Here is a 14,123-nt window from a genome sequence, read left to right on the forward strand (position 1 = left end):
GAACGGGCAGGCGCCGGATAATCAATTACTCGAATAGTTGTAACCGTAGTGATGATAGCCGTAGCCGTAAGCGTTGCTTGCCCGCTTAACGACGCCGTTGAGAATCACCCCTTTGGTATTGACGCCACTCTGCTCCAGACGCTGTACACAGACCAGCATCTCCTTCACGCTGTTCATCCCGAAGCGGGCGACCAGCAGCGTGGTGCCTGCGCGACGACCGACAACAGCCGCGTCGGTGACCGCCAGGATCGGTGGCGTATCGATAATCACCAGATCGTAGCGTTCATTCGCCCAGTCCAGCAGCTGCTGGAAACGCGTATGCATCAGAAGCTCCGCCGGATTAGGGGGGATCTGCCCGCGCACGATGGTATCGAACCCGCCTTTATCGAAGGTCTGAACGCCCTGGGTATACTCCGCCTTACCGGACAACATCTCCGATAAGCCGCAGGTATTGTCGAGCTTAAACAGATCATGGGCATACCCGCGACGCATATCCGCATCAATATAGAGCACTTTCTGGCCCGCCTGCGCCACGACGGCCGCCAGGGTACTGCTGACAAAGGTTTTACCGCTGTCAGGCGTGGCGCCAGAGATCATCAGTATATTGTTCGCTGACTCCATCATCGCAAAATGCAGACTGGTGCGCAGGCCGCGAATCGCCTCCACGGAGAGATCGACCGGGTTATCCGCCGCCAGGAAGGGGATATGTTTGGTCTTATGGCGCAGCCCTGAGGACATAAAGTCTTTTTTGCGCAAACGCATCTTTTTAGCCAGCCATTCCGACAGCGGTACGGTGGCATAGACGTTAATCCCATGCTCCTCCAGCTGCTCCGGCGTTTCAATGCCCATACGCAGCATACTGCGCGCCAGGATCCAGCCCACAGAGACGAACAGACCCAGGAGAACCCCCAGAACGACGACCAGCGCTTTTTTCGGCTTGACTGGCTGCGGCCGGGTCACGGCCGGATCGATAATGCGGACGTTACCAATTGCGCTCGACCGGGCGATGCTCAGCTCCTGTTCGCGGTTAAGCAGCTGCTGGTAGATAACGCGTCCCGACTCCACATCACGGCTCAGGCGCAACACCTCCTGCTGGGTCGACGGCATGGACGATACCCGTTTATTCAGGCGGTTTTTTTCCTGCTCCAGCGTCTGGCGTTTCTCAATCAGCGCCCGGTAGGTGGGGTGATCTTTTTTGTAGAGCTGCGAAATTTCCGCTTCCCGGAAGGTCAGTTCATTGAGCTGATTGTCCGCATTTACAATCTGCTCCAGCACCGCTTTTGCCTCCAGGTTCAGGTCAACGGAGTCATTTTGCTGGCGATAGCGGTTGAGCTTCTCCTCGGCCTGGTCCAGCTCGCTGCGCACCTGCGGAAGCTGCTGCTTCAAAAATTGCAGGCTTTTCGCATCCTGCGCCGCCTGGCGAGCCACGTTCTGTTGTAAATAGTTATCGGCGATGCAGTTAAGCACGCGCGCCATCTCATCGGGATCTTCCCCCGTGATGGTCAGGCCAAGCATCCCACTGTCCTTGCTGCGCTCGCTCACGGAAAAACGCAGCTGTAGCGCGTCAATGGCCTCCAGCTCGCTCAGCTGTGTAATCGTAAATTGCGTACCCGGCTTCGCCTGGATAGCGGCAATGGTAATGGCGATATTCGCCGCGCTCAGCGGCTGTCCCACGACGCCCTGTAACGTCACGTTATCGCCTTCCAGCTGATAGTGGCCCTTCTCGCCGACGGTCAGCGTCAGCTTTTGCGCCCGGCCCGCGACAGGGGGAAGATTGAGCATACGGATATCGACGATGCCAGGCTGTTGCCCGGTGAGCCGCGCCCAGCCGCGTCCGACAAGGGGAAAATAGTTTTCACTTACCTGCGTGCGCAGGTTCAGGTCATCAATCGTTTTACCGAGGATCATGCGCGACTGGAGAAGCTGAAGCTCCGGCGCCGACTCAGGCGAGGAGTCAGGGATGAACTCGCTAAGGTTACTGAGTAGCGCGTTGCCCTGCTTCTGTTCCACCTGTATCAGCGCATCGGCCTGATAAACTGGTGTGGCAAAGAGCGCATAAAGCAGTGCCGCCAACGTGAACAGCGCGGTAAGGATGAGAATAAATTTTCGATGGTCGAGCAGCTCACCCAACAGGCGCACCAGATCGATCTCGTTATTCGCGGCAGACGCATCATGGGCGTGAAGGTTATTTGTTGACATAAAACGTAACTATCCCGTGTGATTAACTGAGCCGTTTCGCCCATTCCAGACTGGCCTGCTCCAGCAGCCCATAAACATATTCAAATGCGTCCCGGTTTTTACGGTAGGGGTCCGGGATCTCTTTTCTGCCCGTCCAGTGACCAAAGAGCATCATTTTGCCGCGCGCCTCCGGTGCGATAGCCGTGACCTGCTCGATATGTTCCAGCTCCATCGCCAGAATCAGATCGTAGTCGCGCACCATGGCGGGGGTGAGCCTGCGCGCCACGTGGCCCTCAAGCAGGGTGCCGCGTTCGGCGGCGATCTCTGTCGCCTGTGAATCGGCGGTGCGCCCTTCCAGGCCACAAATTCCCGCTGAATCGACCCGGGCGGTGGGAAGCAGCCGGCGCAGCAGTCGTTCTCCAATGGGGGAGCGGCAGATATTGCCGGTACAGATCACCAGGATGGCGTTAAACGTTAGTTTGGCCATGTTCTGATATATCTCCCTGTTTCAGTCAGGTCATGTACGCCGGTAATGGTCGGCACAAGCTGAGAGATCACGCGGTTCCAGCGCACCAGCGGCGCGGTGGTGACATAGACGATGTCGTAAGGCTCAAGCTGAAATTCGGTGCTCAACACCATCGCGGTGGCATCCCTGGCGTTAAGCTGGTAGACGTTGGCGATTTTGCCGTTCTGCTTGCCCTGCAACGGACGAATCACAAAGATTCCGGTGGCGTCGGCCATATCCTGATTCACGCCCTGCGCATTACCCAGCGCTTCCGCCAGCGTCATGCCGCTACGGTCCATCTTCAGGGTGCTCTGTTTACCCACCTCGCCCATGACAAACACTTTCAGGTCGTCATTGCGGGGAATGAAGAGAATATCGCCCGGATAGAGGAGTTTGTTCTGGGTGAGATCGCCGCGCTGCATCAGCGCGTAGAGCGAAATGTGCGTATCCTGGCCGTTATGGGTCAGCACCACGTGGCGCCAGTCCGCCTCTGACGTCAGGCCGCCTGCCGCATTGATCGCATCCATTATCGTCAGCGGAATGTTGGTGATGGGCTGCTGGCCCGACTTAGCCACTTCGCCCGTCACGTAGGCTTTTTGCGAGCGGAACGCCGCGACGCTGACATCCACCTGCGGGCTCTCAATCACCGAGTCCAGCCGGGCGGCGATCTCATCGCGCACCTGGGCCAGCGTTTTGCCGACGACGCGAATTTTGCCGATATAGGGATAGAAGATCGTGCCATCGGCATTCACCCAGTTGCCCGTATCGCTGGCGCTACGGTACTGACCTGCGGGGGTGGTCAGCTCCGGGTGGTCCCAGACGGTCACCATCAGCACGTCGCCGACGCCGATGCGATATTGGTAGTTCTGGAGCTGGCGATCCAGTTCAGGATTCGCGCGGGAGTCGACTTTGCCAGGCAGCAACTGCTCCACCAGCCCCGGCGTGAGCGGATAGACGTTGACCATCTTATTCAGATCGTAATTGCTGTCAGGCAGATCGATAATATCTTTGCCCTGGGTGCGAAGTCCCTGGCCCGGTACGATAGTACAACCGCTTAACGCCATCATAGCCAACGCAAGCACGGAAAATTTAACGTTTTTCATTCAGGAAAATCATCTGGTTAAGTAATGCCTGTTTCATCCGGTACTACTGCCCTACCGGGGTTTCGCGTTCTGACGTCATGTCATAGAGCTGATATTTACGGCCTAACGTCTGGCCGCCATCACGCGTGAGAGGCGTCCACGAGACCACCGCCCGGTTGCGATTTGGGCCGATCGTCATCAGATCAAGCGGGATCGAGATGTAGAAGCCTTTGCTAAAGCCACCTTCGCCATAATCCTCTTTCGAGACGTTGGTCAGCGCCGCCCAGGCGCCTACCGTCACGCCGCTGTCGAATCGCTTCGCGACGTCGAGGGTGGCGCCTTTATCCTTCGCCAGGTACTGCCCGACGCTCAGCTTCATCAGCACGCTGTTGAGCTTCGCCGGGTTCCAGTAGGCGGTGATAAATCCGGTTGGCGCGCTGTAGTCGGTGAAGCGCATCATGTCGTCCCAGTCGCGCTGCTTGACGTAGTTCGCATCCACGCCCAGCGCCCAGTCGCTATCAAGCGGGCGCCAGAGCGCCTCTACTCCCACACCGCCGTACATGGTTTCGAGGTAGCCGCCATAAATCTGGGCATAGAAGCCGTGCCCCAGCGCATCGACATAGTTGGCCTGTAAGTTGTTGATGTAGACGTCATTGCTGACATAATCGCGAATATGGGTTCTGACGCGCGGCAGGCTGGAGTCAGCGGGAAGCAGCGAGGATTTGAACTTGTCGTAGTTGTTATAGAGGTTGGCGAACACGCCGCCGTCGAGCAGCAGACGATCGGTCAGCCAGTAGCTGGCGCTGGCCATCAACCCCACCTGGAACATATAGAAATCTTCCGGACCGCCCAGCGACTGCGCCAGCGTCGGTTTGACGCTGTAGCTGAAGCGATCGGCGCGAATACGGTAGCCGCGCCCGAACGCTGTGGTATCCACAGGCTCGACGCGCTGCTGCCTGAGCGCCTCCTCCTGGCCGAGCGGCTGTCCCGCCAGCTGTTTGCGCAGGCTGGTGACATCGGTTTGCGTCGTGACCAGCGGCAGATGGTCACGCCGCTGGGTGATAGCGATCGTGTCGACCCCGTCGGGCAGGTTATTGATCAGAATACGGTTGGCGCGATCCACCGCTTCGCGCGGATCGCGATAGCGATACTGTTCGCCGGTCATGTATAAGGTATTGCCGTGCTGAAGGATCTCCGGCGCATCGAAGCCTGCGTTGTACTTAAGCGCGGTGAGCTGGTTTGCCGCCGAGGTATAGTCCAGCGTCTCGCCTGCCGGTGCCGGTTTCCAGGCCGGTTTCGGGTTATCACGCAGCGCGGGGCGCAGATCGTTAAAGTTGGTCCGCAGGGTGAAGCCAAACATCAGCGTATTGCCGCGCTCGTAGCTGAGGTTGAGATCGGCCCAGTCGGCAACGCGATAGACTGCCCCCACGTTGATATGGCTCGACTGCTTAATGGAGCCGGCAAAATCATCGGCATAATTGTTGCCGTCATACTCGAGCTTCAGGCGCAGGGGCTGCCAGGGCGTCTGATACTGGAGGCCGCCAAACAGCGACGTCGGACCACGAAACATATCGCTAAAGCTGATATCCCCGGCATCATGTGATTCGCCGCGGGTGCAATACTTATTGTTGTCGTGGCACAGCGGGTTACCCACGTTGTCGCTATTACCGGGATATCCCCAGGCTATTCCAAAGGTAAAATCGACCGGTCCGGCCATTTTACTGGCAACCAGATATTCACCGTCGAACAGGCCGGTGCCCGCAATATCGCGCTTGCCGAGCGCCACCTGCGGCAGGCTATAGTCCTCTTCCCACAGACGAACCTTAAAATCGAACGACTTATCCTTGTAGCTTTGATCGCCGCTGAAATCCTCGTCGCTGCTATATTTGCGGGTGCGGACGTCGGTATAACGAATCGTCCCTTCCAGCCACGGAAAGAGCACGACCGAAGAGGAGTAAAAACGATACTGGTCGTTATCGCGGTAGTTGACGCTGAATTCCCCTTCCCGACCAAAGCGCGCGTCGGGCATTTGCATCAGGCCGGTGCCGCCAAAGTCGGACTGTGAAGGTCCGGTCGGATCGGGCCAGGTACGCAGTTCCGCGTGGCAGGCAGAAGAGATCGCCAGAGCAAGGCCGCTCAGTAAAAAAAGTTTGTTCATCAGTCAGGTATCCGCCGCGTCAGGAGCGCAACGATTTGCTCATTCAGACCGGTAAAATCGTCCGGCACCGCCCGGGGATCAAACCCCACCCACAGAACAGCGCCCGGCTCTGCTTCAATATGGCGTGCGTTCCAGTACGCCACCGGCGCAACAACCGTACTGCCGTCAGGATCGATAACGGTCACGTTATTCCTGTCGGCGCCAGCCAGCCGCAGCTGCCCCTGTAAGTAATCCCTGATGCTTGCGCCCGGACGCCAGGCCAGTTTCCCCGGTGTGGCGACCGCCCCCATCAGCGTGACGGTGCGGGGCGCAGGCGAGACCCACAGATCGTAACGGCCCTCAAGGGAACGATCGCCGCGGGCGTCGGTACGCACGGCGTCTGGATCGAGGCTGATAAACTGCCGCCCGACGATCCGCAGGGAGCGGGTCTGTGTAGCGACAGCGCGAATGGTCGCGATCCGCTCGTCATCGGCGCGATTCTGCCAGGCTGAAAGCGACGCCAGCACCTGCTGTTGCGTCTGTTGCGCTCGCCGCGTGGCGGAAGGGGTTGCGATGACAGCGCCCTGCCACCAGACGTTGTTCAGCTGCGGCTGGGTGACCAGCCGGGAGAGCGTATCGGCCTGTCCAGCAGACCACGTTTTGCCCGGCTGATGCACGGTAACGACGCTTGCGCATAAGGCGGGCAGGCTGAAGAGAGATAGCCCTACGCCAGGTAACCATTTTCTGAGTCTGTTCATGGGGCGGGCTTCAACATCGTCATGGCGACAGGGAATACGCCCGCGCCGAGCATCTGTTCGCTCTGGCGTACCTGGCCGGTGGCGGAATCAATCCAGAAGGTGTTATGCCAGCGACGATCGAGGCCGTCGGCCTGCACCGTCTCCTGCCAGACCTGACAACGTAGCGTGTTTCCGGCAAGGGTCAGGTTTTCCGTCCCGCTCAGGGAGAAGCGCGAGGTCAGGTGTGCGGAGCGATACCGCCCCTCTTCCTGCCAGCGCACATCACGCGACCACTGGCTGCCGTCGCGGAGCTGCGGCGTGTGGCGCAGCGGATCGTGCTCAAGATTGGTTACCTCAAGCAGGTTATAAGGAAGCTTGAGCGTGTGGATAAGGCGACCGTTATGCGTGACGATCATCGCATTATCCTGCGATAACCACTTACTGTTTCTCTGTTCGATGTATCCGAGAACCACCAGGATCCTCGGGCCATTATCCAGACGCAGGTACATGGTTGAGTATGGGAGCACCTGAATCTGCCCGTCCGTTACCGTCACATCCTGGCGCCCGTCCAGGCTGGCGTTAAAGGTCTCAATAATGCTCTGCTGGCTCGGCGTACATCCCTGGATCAGCAGAGTCATGATGAGCAGAATAAACAGTCTCACCAGAAATCCTTGATTAAATAACATTGAAATCAATTAAATACCCGGCTTTGATATCGCCACCGGGTCAAGTCGTTGCGCTGTTCAGCGCAAGGCTATATCGCCTTGCGCACCAGCCTTAGCGGGTAACTGTCGTCGTGGAAGTACCATTGCCTGAGTCATCGCCACTGTCGCTTGCCGCGACAACGGCTAACGTCGCTACGCCGGCAATCGCAGCGGTGGTGACAACAGCGGTTGTCCCAATCGCGCCTGCCGCCAGTCCCCCCGTAGTGCCAGCGGTAGTTCCCACCGTTGCTCCGGTTGTTGTACCGGTTGTTGCTGCGCTGGTGCTACCTGCTTCGGTGGTAGCGCCTATAGCAGGCAGGGCAGTCGCCAGCGTGAGTGCCGTCAGCACTGTACAAAGCGTCCTTTTCATTTTTGGTCCTCATTCAAATGAAGGAAAATATGAGCACCTGGAAACCAGGTCCCGGTTAACGGGCATAAAGCCCGGGGCTGAATTCCGGCCCGACAGGGACGGAAAATCATCCATGTAAAAGCCCTGGGCTCTGAACACCAGCGCATATAAACCGCCAGGATATATTTCGGTACCCTTAATTGCTTCAATTGGAGTTCAGATAGTTAACCCCCTCACGGGGCGCAAAAAGAAAGGAAAACGCAGAAGTGATGCGAAATGCACCCCAGCGGTAACTACCTTAAAAATTTTGGATAAGATAATTCTTATAATAATTTGACGCAATGATTTCCGGCAGAATAAATATGACTAATTGTTAACCAGAAAACACTCAACATATTATTAATAAAATAGTTAACCTACTGAAATTAAAAGCAACAAAACGATCAACACTCAGGCTGCATCACCTATAACTCCTTCATTCCCGGCTATTGCTCTCGATTAATAGTGATTGAGATCAATTAAGGCGTTCTCTCAAAGAAAATAAAAACGCAAGCAGAGCAAATTCTGAAACTGGGTTCAGGGATAACATTTCCTCAAAATATATTTACCATGAATAATTCATTTATATTCATAATTATTGCGTATATAAACCGCGTCTCATAAATACGCTATTCACGGCAGCGGAAGTGTGCCCCTTCGCCAGTCTGTTCAGGAGCGCACGCAGATTAAAATCCACCGATGTGCTCTGCGGCCAGCCATTTTGCCAGGGCATCAATCTGAGGCTGATGCAGCCAGTTTACGATCTGGCGGGCCTTCTCCTGCCCGACACCCGGCAGCATCCGCCACTCCGCTTCGCTTCGCTGAATCAGCGCCTGCCAGGTGCGATCCCCTGCCGCCTTGAGCGTCGACCGGGCCAGCGGTATTCCCATCGCGGTGATCCAGCGGATAAAAGGTCGCTCCCGCGCCAGGTTAAACTGATGCCACAGCGCAGCGCCATGCGATGCCGATATCCCCGCCGTCGCGGTGAGCTGCGCCTGCGTGAGCTGTAGCCAGGAGAAGAGGTGCTCAAACCGATGCGCCTGATAGAGGGTCCGCCATCCTGATTCGCCCACTCCTTCGATATCTAACGCCTGCCTGGAACTTAGCCACATCAGCCGGGCAAAAAATTGCTCCATGCACTCCGGGGAGGCATAGAAACAGGTTAAGCCGTTATAGCGCGATGAGGGCGGCTGCGGTTTACGGCGATCCACATTGCGCCACACCACGTTATCCAGCCGGGGAATACCTTGTCCCGCCAGGCTTACCAGCACCTGATCGCCGGGGGCAATATCCAGCCTCTGCCAGCGGTTAACCGACCCTAAGCTGACGCGCTGTACACGTTTATCGTCGAGCATCAGCGGCTCAAGCTGCGCAATCGCGGTGATCCGCCCGGTACGGCCAACGGTAAAGTGAATCGCTTTGACTTCCGTCACCTGGGCCACAGGAAGGTATTTCCATGCGACGACCCAACTCCCTTCCCCCGGCAGCCATCGCTCGCCCGGCGGCTCTGCCGAGGCGCGAACCACAATGCCATCCGTGGCGAAGGGCAACGAAGCCTTAAACCAGGCCGTCCGCTGCGCCTCCACGTCAACCGCGTTTTTAACCGGCAGGGTATAGCGGGCCGTCAGGGTAAAACCTGCCTCCGCCAGCGCGGAAAGGCGTGCTTTCATCGCTTTTGGGCCGTCCGGCCAGGCCCAGATAAAAATGCCTGTCTGCTTCAGCGCTGCGCGATCGGTCGCGCGCATCATTGCCCCCGCTACCTTCGCACGCGCGTTCATCCCCCCCATCCGCTGCTGGATATGCCCGTCGCGCAGCAGAAAAAGTTCACCCTGCAACACGCTGTTGGCAAGCGGCCCGGCCAGCGTTTGCGGAATAGCGGGGATCATTCGCGCCTGTGCCGTCCACTCTTCCCCCTGTAAGCCGTCGCCCCGGCTAATCGCCTGCACCAGCTTGCCGTTTTTGTAGACCAGGGTGACCGCAACACCATCCACCTTTGGCTGTACCCAGAGATCCTGCTGCGTCGCCATCCAGCGGCTAAGCGCCTGCTTGCTTTCTACCTTATGCACGCCGGTATGGGCGAAGGGATGTTTCACCGTCCCACTGGCAGCTGGAAGATCGTCGTGCAGCGGTTCATCGTGAAAACAGCGCTGCCACTGTTTTAAGCGGGCGTTAAGCCTGTCGTAAACGTCGTCGCTCACCTCGCTGCTGCCCTGCTTCCAGTAATCATCATTCCAGCGGGTCAGCTGCGCCTTCAGGGCCGCGATCTCCTGCCCGGCTTTAGCCGGTGACCAGACCGGGCAGATAGCCATCGCCCCGCTGCTTAAGAAGATCATCAGTATGCTTATCCATTTCACCATTATTACCCCTCCCTGTTTTGCGAAGGGTATACCCTGCCCGGGAGCCGCAGACCAGCTGCAAAATTGCATTTTACGAGCGCGCTTCAGCGCATTGTTTTTATTGCAGCAAAAGGAAGGTAAAAGCTGAAAACGGCACGCAAAATTTAATCATCCACGGGAAAAAGTGTGACAAAGGCTACGTCACACAGCGGCGACGTGTATAATAAGCCCGTATGTAGGACTTCTTCGTTAACACATACAAAAGACTCTCATGGCTCAAGGCACGCTTTATATTGTTTCTGCCCCTAGTGGCGCGGGTAAATCCAGCCTAATTCAGGCACTGTTAAAAACCCAACCGTTGTACGATACGCAGGTTTCTGTTTCTCACACCACGCGAGCACCGCGTCCGGGTGAAGTGCACGGTGAACACTATTTCTTTGTGAATCACGACGAATTCAGAGCGATGATTGGCAGAGACGCGTTTCTTGAACACGCAGAAGTTTTCGGTAACTACTACGGTACTTCGCGTGAAACCATTGAGCAGGTACTGGCGACCGGCGTGAACGTGTTCCTGGATATCGACTGGCAGGGCGCGCAGCAAATTCGTAAGAAAATGCCTGATTCGCGCAGTATCTTTATTTTACCGCCATCGAAAGATGAACTGGATCGCCGCCTGCGTGGTCGCGGCCAGGACAGCGAAGAAGTTATCGCGAAGCGTATGGCGCAGGCAGTTGCAGAAATGAGCCATTACGCGGAATATGATTACCTTATTGTGAATGATGATTTTGATGCCGCGCTGAGCGATCTCAAAACTATCCTTCGCGCAGAACGTCTGCGTATGAGCCGCCAGAAGCAGCGACATGACGCATTAATCACCAAACTGTTGGCAGACTGAACCCACTTTCAGTATCATGCCCAGTCATTTCTTCACCTGTGGAGCATTTTAAGTATGGCACGCGTAACTGTTCAGGACGCTGTAGAGAAAATTGGTAACCGTTTTGACCTGGTGCTGGTCGCCGCGCGTCGCGCTCGTCAGATGCAGGTAGGCGGTAAAGATCCGCTGGTACCGGAAGAAAACGATAAAACCACCGTTATTGCACTTCGCGAAATCGAAGAAGGTCTGATCAACAACCAGATCCTCGACGTGCGTGAGCGCCAGGAGCAGCAAGAGCAGGAAGCCGCTGAATTACAAGCTGTTACCGCTATTGCTGAAGGTCGTCGTTAATTAAACCTGCGGGTCGCCCTTGTATCTGTTTGAAAGCCTGAATCAACTGATTCAAACCTACCTGCCTGAAGACCAGATTAAGCGTCTTCAGCAGGCGTATCTCGTTGCACGTGACGCTCACGAGGGCCAGACACGTTCAAGCGGTGAACCCTATATCACGCACCCGGTAGCGGTGGCCTGTATTCTGGCCGAGATGAAACTCGACTACGAAACGCTGATGGCCGCCCTGCTGCACGACGTGATCGAAGATACCCCTGCCACCTACCAGGACATGGAACAGCTGTTTGGCAAAAGCGTTGCCGAGCTGGTGGAAGGGGTCTCTAAGCTTGATAAGCTGAAATTCCGCGACAAGAAAGAGGCGCAGGCCGAAAACTTCCGCAAGATGATCATGGCGATGGTGCAGGATATCCGCGTCATTCTCATCAAACTGGCTGACCGCACCCACAATATGCGCACGCTGGGCTCACTTCGCCCGGATAAACGTCGCCGCATCGCCCGTGAAACCCTCGAAATTTACAGTCCGCTGGCGCACCGTTTAGGTATTCATCACATTAAAACCGAGCTGGAAGAGCTGGGTTTTGAGGCGTTGTACCCGAACCGCTATCGTGTGATTAAAGAGGTGGTGAAAGCCGCTCGCGGTAACCGTAAAGAGATGATTCAAAAGATCCTCTCTGAAATCGAAGGGCGTTTGCAGGAAGCGGGCATTCCGTGCCGCGTGAGCGGTCGCGAAAAGCATTTGTACTCTATCTACTGCAAAATGGTGCTTAAAGAGCAGCGTTTTCACTCGATCATGGATATCTACGCGTTCCGCGTCATCGTCCACGATTCAGACACCTGTTATCGCGTGCTGGGGCAGATGCACAGCCTGTACAAGCCGCGTCCGGGGCGCGTCAAAGATTACATCGCCATTCCAAAAGCGAACGGATACCAGTCTTTGCACACCTCCATGATTGGCCCGCACGGTGTCCCTGTTGAGGTGCAGATTCGTACCGAAGATATGGATCAGATGGCGGAGATGGGTGTCGCGGCGCACTGGGCTTATAAAGAGCACGGCGGCGAAAGCAGCACCACCGCGCAAATCCGCGCCCAGCGCTGGATGCAGAGCCTGCTGGAGCTGCAACAGAGCGCAGGTAGCTCGTTTGAATTTATCGAGAGCGTTAAATCCGATCTCTTCCCGGATGAGATTTACGTTTTCACGCCGGAAGGGCGCATTGTCGAACTGCCTGCGGGCGCGACACCGGTCGACTTCGCTTACGCCGTGCATACCGATATCGGCCATGCCTGCGTAGGTGCCCGCGTCGACAGGCAGCCTTATCCGCTGTCGCAGCCGCTTTTCAGCGGACAGACGGTGGAGATCATTACCGCGCCGGGGGCACGTCCTAACGCCGCCTGGCTGAACTTTGTCGTGAGCTCAAAAGCGCGCGCAAAAATCCGCCAGCTGCTGAAAAACCTCAAGCGCGACGACTCCGTTAGCCTGGGGCGTCGTCTGCTCAATCACGCGCTGGGTGGCAGCCGCAAACTGGCAGAGATCCCGCCAGAAAACATTCAGCATGAGCTGGAGCGTATGAAGCTCGCCTCGCTGGATGACCTGCTGGCAGAGATTGGTCTCGGCAACGCCATGAGCGTGGTCGTGGCGAAGAACCTGCAACAAGGCGAAACGACAGCCGTTCCTGCCACCACGCAAAATCATGGTCACCTGCCGATCAAAGGCGCTGACGGGGTGCTCATCACCTTCGCCAAATGCTGCCGTCCTATCCCGGGCGACCCGATTATTGCGCACGTCAGCCCGGGTAAAGGGCTGGTGATCCACCATGAATCCTGCCGTAACATCCGTGGCTATCAGAAAGAGCCTGAGAAGTTCATGGCGGTCGAGTGGGATAAAGAGACGGCGCAGGAATTTATCACTGAAATCAAGGTGGATATGTTCAACCACCAGGGTGCCCTGGCGAACCTGACGGCAGCGATCAACACCGCCTCATCCAACATTCAAAGCCTGAATACGGAAGAAAAAGATGGCCGCGTTTATAGCGCCTTTATTCGCCTGACCGCCCGTGACCGTGTGCATCTGGCCAATATTATGCGCAAGATCCGCGTGATGCCGGACGTCATTAAAGTCACCCGTAACCGAAACTAGCATTATGAATTCAAAACGTTACGAGCGAATCTGCGAAATGCTCGCCAGGCGTCAGCCTGATCTGACGGTCTGCATGGAGCAGGTCCATAAACCTCATAACGTCTCTGCTATCGTCCGCACCGCAGATGCCGTCGGCGTGCATGAAGTCCACGCCGTCTGGCCTGGCGCACGTATGCGTACCATGGCCTCCACCGCCGCAGGCAGCAACAGCTGGGTATCCGTGAAAACTCACCAGACTATTGGTGAAGCGGTCTCGCACCTGAAAGGGCGTGGCATGCAGGTTCTGGCAACCAACCTCTCTGCTAAAGCCGTGGATTTCCGTGAGATCGACTACACCCGTCCGACCTGTATTTTAATGGGCCAGGAGAAAACGGGGATCACGCAGGAAGCACTGGATTTGGCCGATCGGGACATCATCATTCCAATGATCGGCATGGTCCAGTCACTCAACGTGTCGGTCGCCTCAGCGCTGATCCTGTATGAAGCGCAGCGCCAGCGTCAGAATGCCGGAATGTACGAGCGCAGCAACAGCATGCTGCCGGAAGAGGAGCAGCAGCGCCTGCTGTTTGAAGGTGGCTATCCGGTGCTGGCTCGCGTTGCGAAGCAGAAGAAATTGCCTTACCCCCACGTCAACGCGCAGGGCGAAATTGAAGCCGATGCCGAGTGGTGGTCCACCATGCAGTACGCGGGGTAAATC

At 56.7% G+C, this 14,123-nt stretch carries 12 protein-coding genes; 4 read left to right on the plus strand and 8 right to left on the minus strand.

Going from position 1 to position 14,123, the window contains the following annotated elements; genetic code table 11:
* Positions 1 to 21 precede the first annotated feature (21 nt).
* The 8 genes from etk to ligB form a co-directional block, all read right to left on the minus strand.
* On the minus strand, positions 22 to 2,199 hold the full coding sequence (etk, locus tag KTH07_RS19710; RefSeq protein ID WP_023302881.1) for a tyrosine-protein kinase: 2,178 nt from the start codon (positions 2,197 to 2,199) through the stop codon (positions 22 to 24).
* A 22-nt stretch (positions 2,200 to 2,221) separates the two neighbouring features.
* Entirely contained in the window at positions 2,222 to 2,665 is a 444-nt protein-coding gene (locus KTH07_RS19715; RefSeq protein ID WP_023302880.1) for a phosphotyrosine protein phosphatase, read from the minus strand.
* A complete protein-coding gene (locus KTH07_RS19720; RefSeq protein WP_023295705.1) occupies positions 2,653 to 3,786 on the minus strand; it encodes a polysaccharide export protein in 1,134 nt (377 codons plus the stop codon). Before KTH07_RS19720 ends, KTH07_RS19715 begins: the two co-directional genes overlap by 13 nt.
* 43 nt (positions 3,787 to 3,829) lie before the next feature.
* Entirely contained in the window at positions 3,830 to 5,923 is a 2,094-nt protein-coding gene (locus KTH07_RS19725; protein WP_072201427.1) for a YjbH domain-containing protein, read from the minus strand.
* A complete protein-coding gene (locus tag KTH07_RS19730) occupies positions 5,923 to 6,660 on the minus strand; it encodes a capsule biosynthesis GfcC family protein (protein WP_023302877.1) in 738 nt (245 codons plus the stop codon). The genes KTH07_RS19725 and KTH07_RS19730 overlap by 1 nt, the downstream gene beginning before the upstream one ends.
* On the minus strand, positions 6,657 to 7,301 hold the full coding sequence (locus KTH07_RS19735) for a YjbF family lipoprotein (protein WP_032620684.1): 645 nt from the start codon (positions 7,299 to 7,301) through the stop codon (positions 6,657 to 6,659). Before KTH07_RS19735 ends, KTH07_RS19730 begins: the two co-directional genes overlap by 4 nt.
* Positions 7,302 to 7,416: 115 nt before the next feature.
* Positions 7,417 to 7,713, minus strand: a complete 297-nt coding sequence (locus KTH07_RS19740; protein WP_017383628.1) for a hypothetical protein — start codon at positions 7,711 to 7,713, stop codon at positions 7,417 to 7,419.
* Between the two features lie 704 nt (positions 7,714 to 8,417).
* Positions 8,418 to 10,088 (minus strand): NAD-dependent DNA ligase LigB, encoded by a 1,671-nt coding sequence (gene ligB, locus KTH07_RS19745; protein WP_032620687.1) that lies wholly within the window; start codon positions 10,086 to 10,088, stop codon positions 8,418 to 8,420.
* A gap of 250 nt (positions 10,089 to 10,338) precedes the next feature.
* Between ligB and gmk the strand changes: the two genes are divergently transcribed.
* The 4 genes from gmk to trmH are packed head-to-tail and all read left to right on the plus strand — an operon-like array spanning position 10,339 to position 14,120.
* Positions 10,339 to 10,962: a guanylate kinase gene (gene gmk / locus KTH07_RS19750; protein ID WP_006177710.1), complete on the plus strand. Its 624-nt coding sequence runs from the start codon at positions 10,339 to 10,341 to the stop codon at positions 10,960 to 10,962.
* A 54-nt stretch (positions 10,963 to 11,016) separates the two neighbouring features.
* A complete protein-coding gene (rpoZ, locus tag KTH07_RS19755; protein ID WP_000135058.1) occupies positions 11,017 to 11,292 on the plus strand; it encodes a DNA-directed RNA polymerase subunit omega in 276 nt (91 codons plus the stop codon).
* Positions 11,293 to 11,311: 19 nt separating this feature from the next.
* Complete coding sequence (gene spoT / locus KTH07_RS19760; RefSeq protein ID WP_003860921.1) at positions 11,312 to 13,426, plus strand: bifunctional GTP diphosphokinase/guanosine-3',5'-bis pyrophosphate 3'-pyrophosphohydrolase; 2,115 nt, start codon at positions 11,312 to 11,314, stop codon at positions 13,424 to 13,426.
* 4 nt (positions 13,427 to 13,430) lie between these two features.
* Positions 13,431 to 14,120: a tRNA (guanosine(18)-2'-O)-methyltransferase TrmH gene (trmH, locus tag KTH07_RS19765; RefSeq protein ID WP_003860922.1), complete on the plus strand. Its 690-nt coding sequence runs from the start codon at positions 13,431 to 13,433 to the stop codon at positions 14,118 to 14,120.
* The last annotated feature ends 3 nt before the right edge of the window (positions 14,121 to 14,123 follow it).

It is taken from the genome of Enterobacter cloacae complex sp. ECL72, from assembly GCF_019056635.1.
Classification (GTDB): Bacteria; Pseudomonadota; Gammaproteobacteria; order Enterobacterales; family Enterobacteriaceae; genus Enterobacter; species Enterobacter hormaechei_C.

Excerpts from the sequence above, each read along its gene's own strand:
- KTH07_RS19740 (WP_017383628.1), bottom strand. The coding sequence starts at position 7,713 with ATGAAAAGGACGCTTTGTACAGTGCTGACGGCACTCACGCTGGCGACT.
- ligB (WP_032620687.1), bottom strand. The coding sequence starts at position 10,088 with ATGGTGAAATGGATAAGCATACTGATGATCTTCTTAAGCAGCGGGGCG.
- KTH07_RS19725 (WP_072201427.1), bottom strand. The coding sequence starts at position 5,923 with ATGAACAAACTTTTTTTACTGAGCGGCCTTGCTCTGGCGATCTCTTCT.
- KTH07_RS19730 (WP_023302877.1), bottom strand. The coding sequence starts at position 6,660 with ATGAACAGACTCAGAAAATGGTTACCTGGCGTAGGGCTATCTCTCTTC.
- KTH07_RS19720 (WP_023295705.1), bottom strand. The coding sequence starts at position 3,786 with ATGAAAAACGTTAAATTTTCCGTGCTTGCGTTGGCTATGATGGCGTTA.
- gmk (WP_006177710.1), top strand. The coding sequence starts at position 10,339 with ATGGCTCAAGGCACGCTTTATATTGTTTCTGCCCCTAGTGGCGCGGGT.
- trmH (WP_003860922.1), top strand. The coding sequence starts at position 13,431 with ATGAATTCAAAACGTTACGAGCGAATCTGCGAAATGCTCGCCAGGCGT.
- rpoZ (WP_000135058.1), top strand. The coding sequence starts at position 11,017 with ATGGCACGCGTAACTGTTCAGGACGCTGTAGAGAAAATTGGTAACCGT.
- KTH07_RS19715 (WP_023302880.1), bottom strand. The coding sequence starts at position 2,665 with ATGGCCAAACTAACGTTTAACGCCATCCTGGTGATCTGTACCGGCAAT.
- etk (WP_023302881.1), bottom strand. The coding sequence starts at position 2,199 with ATGTCAACAAATAACCTTCACGCCCATGATGCGTCTGCCGCGAATAAC.